Here is a 6,422-nt window from a genome sequence, read left to right on the forward strand (position 1 = left end):
CTATAGATAGACCTAAACCAACTCGATCATTACCCCCAATAGGAGTGTTAAAGGTAAGTGTCTGGGTTCGGGGTGCTCCATCTAAACCAACCCATTGACTACGATGAAGACCCATAATACTTAGTACACCTCGACTACCTGCATAGGCAGGGTTTACACTTATCGTGTTATACATATACTGAGTGTACTGAGCATCTTGTTGTGCATAACTGGCAAAAAACGTAATGCTCAAAAACGCTGTCACAACTATTATCTTTATTTTTTTCATCCGCTTTAGTAGAACTATTTTAATTTACCCCCACGAGTAGGTATAGTAATACTCGTAGGATCTAAATTTTGATTGATTATCTGTTAATATATAAATATCCAGCTCTAGACTTTTGGACTCCACTAGCATTTTCATATTCCAGGACATAATAATATGTTCCGACAGGTAATTCTTCTTTTCCATTTATAGTTTGTCTTCCACTAGAAATTCCTTTGAAAAACCTCACACCTGGTTGTTCATATCCATCCTGTTCAAACACCTTAACGCCCCAACGATTATATATTTGTAATGTGTTTTTAGGAAAATCGCTTAGTCCCATGATCCTAAACTCATCATTAACACCATCTCCATTAGCAGTAATTCCTGTATATATAATGATCTCTTCTTCTTGAATTACAAATACAGTCTCGTCTTCAAAATCACCATCATTATCTAAATCAATATTGGTATCATTTAATGGGTCATCAGATATATCAGATACATCCAAACCATCTGGATTCTGTCCAGTCACAGTAGCCTGGTTAGACACACTACCAGAACGTATATCTTCTTCTGTTAGAATATAAGTTGCTGTAAAACTATCCGTATCTGTTTCTCCTGCAACTAAATCGATCGGGCCACCTACTACTTCAACTCCTGGCAATGGGTCATTAAGAATAATATTAGTAATATCTACATTACCTCTGTTTTCTATAGTAAAGGTATATCGTATTTCATCTCCTGCATTAGGTAGATCATCTCCATTTGCATCTACATATGAGGCCGTCTTAGTTAATGCCAGATTAGAAATATCATTTGCAACTGCTACCGTAATAACTACTATAGCATCATCACATACCACAGGGGTAGTAACACTACACAAGGTATAATTTATAGTATATTCTCCCGGTGTTGTATTTGGCAATACTGTTATTATTCCTGTTGTTGGATCTAGACTAACTCCATCACCAGAATCAGAATCTATAACTGTCGTTATAACAACATTTGTTCCTAATGTAGTGGGATTACAATCTAGCAGATCATTAGCATCTACAACATTTGCAGAGCTACCTCCTATACTTCCATTAATAACTACAATATCATTATTAGCAATTGTTACGGTCGGTACAGTTATATCAAAAGTACAAGTGTCACTATTTCCAGAAACGTCACTAAATGTATAAGTCACTGTAGTTGTTCCTACCGGAAATGCATCACCAGGGTTATGTGTACTACTAACAATTAATGGATCCGTACAATTATCGGTCGCAGTAGGTGGTGTCCAGCTAACAACAGCATTACACGTATTAGCAATTGCTGTCTGAACTATATCTGATGGGCAATTGGTAACTACCGGATCTATATTATCTATTACAGTTACAGTTTGTGTACAGGTAGCTGTATTTCCTGAACTGTCCGTGACTGTCCAGGTTATGGTCGTATCTCCTAATGGGAAAATCGCCGGTGCATCACTAACCGTACTGACAACTGAACAATTATCTGAAGTTGTTGGGGTAACAAGAGCAACTCCTGTCGCTACACAACTTGCCGCATCTACATTGACACTCACATCTGCTGGGCACACTATCGTTGGATTAATATTATCGGTTACCGTTACTGTTTGAGTACAGGTCGCTGTATTACCAGAACCATCGGTTACTGTCCAAGTCACTGTTGTATTTCCTAATGGGAAAACTCCCGGTGCATCGTTGGTTACACTAGCAACTGTACAGTTATCTGAAGTGGTCGGGGTACCTAAAGAAACACTACTTGCAGTACACAGACCTGCATCTACATTAACGCTCACTACATCCGCAGGACATACTATTGTAGGATCGGTGGTATCATCAACAATAACAGTTTGTGTCTGTTGAACTACATTACCATTACCATCGTCATAAGTCCAGGTCACCGTAAAGGTTCCTTGTGTTGTATATGTTAAAGGATCTGTAGTTGTTCCATTTATTGTTACAACTCCTCCGCATCCATCTGTAGCCGTTGGGATAGTAGTTATTGTTGCACTACACTCCCCTACTACATCAGGTAATGGATTAACATCAGGAACCGGAATTCCTGTGTCTTGTACTATTACCGTTTGTGTTTGTTGGCTTGTATTGCCATTTCCATCATCATAAGTCCAGGTAATCGTATATGTTCCGATTACTGTATAATTTGTAGGGTCAGTAGTAGTTGCGGTTATTATTCCTCCACAATTATCTGTCGCTGTTGGAGCTATGGCTGTAGCGCTACACTCACCTATTACATCAGGTAATGGAATAACATTAGCTACCGGAGCTTCATTATCTGTTACCGTTACGATCTGTGTACACGTTGTTGTATTACCAGAGCTATCCGTTACCGTCCAGATCACTGTCGTATCTCCTAATGGGAAAACTCCAGGTGCATCATTAGTTACACTCGCCACGGCACAATTATCTGAAGTGGTCGGGGTACCTAAAGCAACGCTGCTTGCAGTACATAAACCAGCATCAACATTTACATTTACTGTGGCTGGACATGAAATTACCGGATCAATATTATCGGTTACCGTTACGGTTTGAGTACAGGTAGTTGTATTTCCTGAACTATCCGTTACTGTCCAGGTGACTGTCGTATCTCCTAATGGGAAAACTCCCGGTGCATCGTTGGTCACACTAGCTACTGCACAATTATCTGAAGTCGTTGGTGTACCCAAAGTAACTCCACTTGCAGTACATAGACCAGCATCAACATTGACATTTACCGTTGCTGGGCAACTAATTGTTGGGTCAATATTGTCGGTTACCGTTACGGTTTGAGTACAAGTCGCTGTATTTCCTGAACTATCCGTGACTGTCCAGGTGACTGTCGTATCTCCCAGTGGGAAAACTCCCGGTGCATCATTAGACACACTAGCTACTGCACAATTGTCTGAAGTCGTTGGTGTACCTAAAGTAACTCCACTTGCAGTACATAAGCCTGCATCAACATTGACATTTACGGTGGCTGGACATGAAATTACAGGATCAATATTATCGGTTACCGTTACGGTTTGCGTACAAGTAGTTGTATTTCCTGAACTATCCGTGACTGTCCAGGTGACTGTCGTATCTCCTAATGGGAAAACTCCCGGTGCATCGTTGGTCACACTAGCCACTGCACAATTATCTGAAGTCGTTGGTGTACCCAAAGTAACTCCACTTGCAGTACATAGACCAGCATCAACATTGACATTTACCGTTGCTGGGCAACTAATTGTTGGGTCAATATTGTCGGTTACCGTTACGGTTTGCGTACAGGTAGCTGTATTTCCTGAACTATCCGTGACTGTCCAGGTGACTGTCGTATCTCCCAGTGGGAAAACTCCCGGTGCATCGTTGGTTACACTAGCCACTGCACAATTATCTGAAGTCGTTGGTGTACCCAAAGTAACTCCACTTGCAGTACATAAACCAGCATCAACATTGACATTTACCGTTGCTGGACAACTGATGGTTGGATCAATATTGTCTGTTACGGTTACGGTTTGAGTACAGATCGCTGTATTACCAGAACTATCCGTGACTGTCCAGGTGACTGTCGTATCTCCTATCGGGAAAACTCCCGGTGCATCATTGGTTGTACTGGCTACAGCGCAATTATCTCCTGTAGTTGGTGTACCTAAAGTAACACTGCTTGCAGTACATAGACCAGCATCAACATTGACATTTACCGTAGCAGGACATGAAATTACCGGATCAATATTATCCGTTACGGTTACCGTTTGCGTACAAGTAGTTGTATTTCCAGAACTATCCGTGACTGTCCAGATTACCGTAGTATCTCCTAATGGGAAAACTCCCGGTGCATCATTAGTTACACTCGCTACTGCACAATTATCTGAAGTGGTCGGTGTACCTAAAGCAACACTGCTCGCAGTACATAGACCAGCATCAACATTAACGTTTACCGTGGCTGGGCAACTGATGGTTGGATCAATATTATCCGTTACTGTTACCGTTTGCGTACAAGTAGTTGTATTTCCAGAGCTATCCGTGACTGTCCAGGTCACTGTCGTATCTCCTAATGGGAAAATTCCCGGTGCATCATTAGTTACACTAGCTACTGCACAGTTATCTGAAGTAGTCGGGGTACCCAAAGTAACACTGCTTGCAGTACATAAACCAGCATCAACATTGACATTTACCGTAGCAGGACATGAAATTACAGGATCAATATTGTCTGTTACCGTTACCGTTTGGGTACAGGTCGCTGTATTTCCTGAACTGTCCGTGACTGTCCAGGTCACTGTCGTATCTCCTACCGGGAAGGCTCCCGGTGCATCGTTAATTACACTGGCTATCGTGCAATTATCTGAAGTGGTCGGGGTACCTAAAGCAACACTGCTCGCAGTACATAAACCAGCATCAACATTTACATTTACTGTCGCCGGACAACTGATCGTTGGATCAATATTATCTATTACCGTTACCGTTTGCATACAGGTCGCTGTATTACCAGAACTGTCCGTGACTGTCCAGGTGACTGTCGTATCTCCTACCGGAAAAGTGCCCGGAGAATCATTAGTAGTACTTACTACCGTACAATTATCAGAAATTGTTGGGGTAACTAAAGTAACCCCTGTTGCGATACAGCTTCCAAGGTTTACATTCACACTTACATCTGCTGCACATATTATCGTTGGATCAATATTATCTATTACCGTTACCGTTTGGGTACAGGTAGCTGTATTACCAGAACTGTCCGTGACTGTCCAGGTCACTGTAGTATCTCCTAGTGGGAAGGTTGCTGGTGCATCATTAGTTACACTAGCTACTGCACAATTATCTGAAGTGGTCGGTGTACCTAAAGCAACACTACTCGCGGTACATAAACCAGCGTCTACATTAACATTTACGGTAGCTGGGCAACTGATTGTTGGGTCAATATTGTCGGTTACCGTTACGGTTTGAGTACAAGTCGCTGTATTTCCTGAACTATCCGTGACTGTCCAGGTGACTGTCGTATCTCCTAATGGGAAAGCTCCCGGTGCATCGTTGGTTGTACTGGCTACAGCGCAATTATCCGAAGTAGTCGGTGTACCTAAAGTAACACTGCTTGCAGTACATAAACCAGCATCAACATTGACATTTACTGTTGCCGGACAACTGATGGTTGGATCAATATTGTCGGTTACCGTTACGGTTTGCGTACAGGTAGCTGTATTACCAGAACTGTCCGTGACTGTCCAGGTGACTGTCGTATCTCCTATCGGGAAAACTCCCGGTGCATCATTAGACACACTAGCTACTGCACAATTATCCGAAGTAGTCGGGGTACCCAAAGTAACACTGCTTGCAGTACATAGACCAGCATCAACATTGACATTTACTGTCGCCGGACAACTGATCGTTGGATCAATGTTATCGGTTACCGTTACCGTTTGAGTACAGGTAGCTGTATTTCCAGAACTGTCCGTGACTGTCCAGGTCACTGTCGTATCTCCTAATGGGAAAACTCCCGGTGCATCATTGGTTGTACTGGCTACAGCGCAATTATCTCCTGTAGTTGGTGTACCTAAAGCAACACTACTGGCAGTACATAAACCAGCATCAACATTTACATTTACTGTCGCTGGGCAACTAATTGTTGGATCAATGTTATCGGTTACTGTTACGGTTTGCGTACAGGTAGCTGTATTACCAGAACTGTCCGTGACTGTCCAGGTGACGGTTGTATCTCCTATCGGGAAAACTCCCGGTGCATCGTTGGTCACACTAGCCACTGCACAATTATCCGAAGTAGTCGGTGTACCTAAAGTAACACTGCTTGCAGTACATAGACCAGCATCAACATTTACATTTACTGTCGCTGGACATGAAATTACAGGATCAATATTGTCGGTTACCGTTACCGTTTGAGTACAGGTAGCTGTATTTCCTGAACTATCCGTGACTGTCCAGGTGACTGTCGTATCTCCTAATGGGAAAACTCCCGGTGCATCATTAGTTACACTAGCCACTGCACAATTATCCGAAGTAGTCGGTGTACCTAAAGTAACACTGCTTGCAGTACATAGACCAGCATCAACATTTACATTTACTGTCGCTGGACATGAAATTACAGGATCAATATTATCCGTTACGGTTACGGTTTGCGTACAGGTAGCTGTATTTCCTGAACTATCCGTGACTGTCCAGGTGACTGTCGTATCTCC

The 6,422-nt window shown here is 42.5% G+C and carries 2 protein-coding genes; both read right to left on the reverse strand.

The genetic code is table 11. The annotated features are described in order from the left end of the window. On the reverse strand, positions 1 to 268 hold a 268-nt coding region (locus tag DK441_RS02655; RefSeq protein ID WP_160111924.1), incomplete at its 3' end, for a PorP/SprF family type IX secretion system membrane protein. Between the two features lie 76 nt (positions 269 to 344). After that, a partial coding sequence (locus DK441_RS02660) for an HYR domain-containing protein (protein WP_109097361.1) occupies positions 345 to 6,422 on the reverse strand: 6,078 nt, incomplete at its 5' end.

This window comes from Aquimarina sp. AU58, from assembly GCF_900312745.1.
In the GTDB taxonomy this organism is placed as follows: Bacteria; Bacteroidota; Bacteroidia; order Flavobacteriales; family Flavobacteriaceae; genus Aquimarina; species Aquimarina spinulae.